The 2,362-nt window shown below is 69.8% G+C and carries 1 protein-coding gene; it reads left to right on the top strand.

Annotation, left to right across the window (positions count from 1 at the left end):
* The first annotated feature begins 341 nt into the window (after positions 1 to 341).
* A complete protein-coding gene (asnB, locus tag BFF77_RS31825) occupies positions 342 to 2,180 on the top strand; it encodes an asparagine synthase (glutamine-hydrolyzing) (protein WP_066956995.1) in 1,839 nt (612 codons plus the stop codon).
* Positions 2,181 to 2,362 lie beyond the last annotated feature (182 nt).

A 2,362-nucleotide genomic window follows, 5' to 3' on the forward strand; every position in this document is an offset into this window, starting at 1 on the left:
CGGTCGCGGGAATACGGCGGTGTGCCGCTGTTCGGGTCCGCCAGGAAAATACCGGACCGCCCACCTGTCCAACTGGCGAGTTTCCCCGGCTGGACAGCATACGGCCGCGAGCGCGGTTCGACCGTCGAACCCTGGACAGGTCTCGACGCAAAGTGATAGAAGAATTCAAGCAGCCAGGCCAGGTACCGCCATCGATTTTCGGAAGCAATTCCGCTCGTCCGCTTCCTCCCTGCTTCTCCTCAGCTTCTTCCCGCTTCTTCTTCCCTGGCCCTTCCTCCCTGCTTCGTGAGGCTCCCCCGACGGGATCGCCACCGTCGCACTGCTACCAGGAGTGACTCCTTATGTGTGGAATCGCCGGCTGGGTCTCCTACGACTCCGATCTGACGGAGCGCCGCGAGGTACTGGCCGCCATGACGGACACCATGGCCTGCCGGGGCCCGGACGACGCGGGCGTCTGGGTCCGGCCTCGGGTGGGCCTGGGCCACCGGCGGCTGGCGGTCATCGATCTCGCCGGCGGCAGGCAGCCGATGGAGGTGCGGACGCCCAACGGCACGGTCGCCATGGTCTACACCGGTGAGGTCTACAACTTCACCGAGCTGCGGGCCGAGTTGGAGAGCCGGGGCCACCGGTTCCGTACCGTCAGTGACACCGAGGTCGTCCTGCTCGGCTATCTGGAGTGGGGCGAGGGCCTGGCCGAGCACCTCAACGGCATGTTCGCCTTCGCGATCTGGGACGAGCGCGAGAACAAGCTGGTCATGGTCCGCGACCGGCTGGGCGTCAAGCCCTTCTACTACTACCCGACCCCCGACGGCGTCCTGTTCGGCTCGGAGCCCAAGGCGATCCTCGCCAATCCGGCGGCGCGCAGGACGGTGGACACCGCCGGTCTGCGTGAGCTGATCGCCTTCACCATGGCGCCCGGCTGGGCCCTGTGGAAGGACATGTACGAGATCGAGCCGGCCACCGTCGTGACCGTCGACGCCCGGGGTATCCGCAGCCGCGTCTACTGGAGGCTCGACGCCACCGAGCACACGGACGACCAGGACACGACGGTCGCCAAGGTCGGTGAGCTGATGACCGACATCGTGCGCCGTCAGCTCGTCGCCGACGTGCCCCAGTGCGTCCTGCTCTCCGGCGGCCTCGACTCCAGCGCGGTCACCGGACTCGCCGCGGCCCGGCTGGCCGAACAGGGCGAGCGGCTGCGCACGTTCTCGGTGGACTTCGCCAACCGGGAGGAGACCTTCCGCGCCGACGAGAACTGGGACAGCCCGGACACGCCGTACATCCGTGACGTGGTGGACCTGGTCGGCTCGGACCACCGCTTCGTGACACTGAGCCCGCACGAGCTGACCGATCCCGCGCTGCGCCGTGCGGTGATCACCGCGCGCGACATGCCGGTCGGGCTGGGCGAGACGGACACCTCGCTGTATCTGCTGTTCAAGGCCATCCGGGCGGAGTCGACGGTGGCCCTGTCGGGCGAGTCCTCGGACGAGGTGTTCGGCGGCTACCGCTGGTTCCACGATCCGGCCGCGGTCAACGCGCAGACCTTCCCGTGGCTCGCCTACAGCAGCCCGATGAGCCAGGACCGGGCGGCGGCGCTCCACCCGGATCTGCGCCGCTCCCTCGATCTCGACACCTATGTGGCCGACCAGTACGCGACGGCGGTGGCGGGCGTCGAGCACCTGCCCGGGGCCGGCGACCACGAGCGGCGGATGCGTACGATCGGCAATCTGCATCTGACCCGGTTCGTCCGGATGCTCCTCGACCGCAAGGACCGGGTGTCGATGGCGGTCGGACTCGAAGTGCGGGTGCCGTTCTGCGACCACCGGCTGGTCGAGTACGTCTACAACACCCCGTGGTCGCTGAAGAGCTTCGACGGCAGGGAGAAGAGCCTGCTGCGGCACGCCACCGCGCATGTGGTGCCGCCGTCGGTGCAGGGCCGGCGGAAAAGCCCCTATCCCTCGACCCAGGATCCCGGCTACGGAGCCGCCCTCCAGCAGCAGGCCAAAGAGGTGCTCGCCGACCACGACCATCCGGTGTTCACCCTGGTCGACCGGGTCTGGCTGACCGACGCCGTCGGGCGGAACGTCACCATGCCGAGCGGCGACCGGCGCGGTCTGGAACGGGTGCTGGACCTGTACCACTGGTTCGACCTCTACCAGCCCGAGGTGGACCTCGGCTGAGGCCCCGGCACCAACCGCGTGCCCGACTCCACCCGCGGCCCCTGCGCCACCCATGCTGGGCGCCACCCGCGTGCCCCGTACCGCCCTCGGCCCTCGTGGGCGCCCCCGTCGCTCCCGCGTCAGCGGACGCGCGGCGTCGGGGGCGGCGGGGCCGGGGGCGGGCCGCCCGCGTCGAGCGGCGA

Source organism: Streptomyces lushanensis (assembly GCF_001700515.1).
Classification (GTDB): domain Bacteria; phylum Actinomycetota; class Actinomycetes; order Streptomycetales; family Streptomycetaceae; genus Streptomyces; species Streptomyces lushanensis.

Coding starts and splice junctions, on each gene's coding strand:
- asnB (WP_066956995.1), top strand. CDS start 342: ATGTGTGGAATCGCCGGCTGGGTCTCCTACGACTCCGATCTGACGGAG.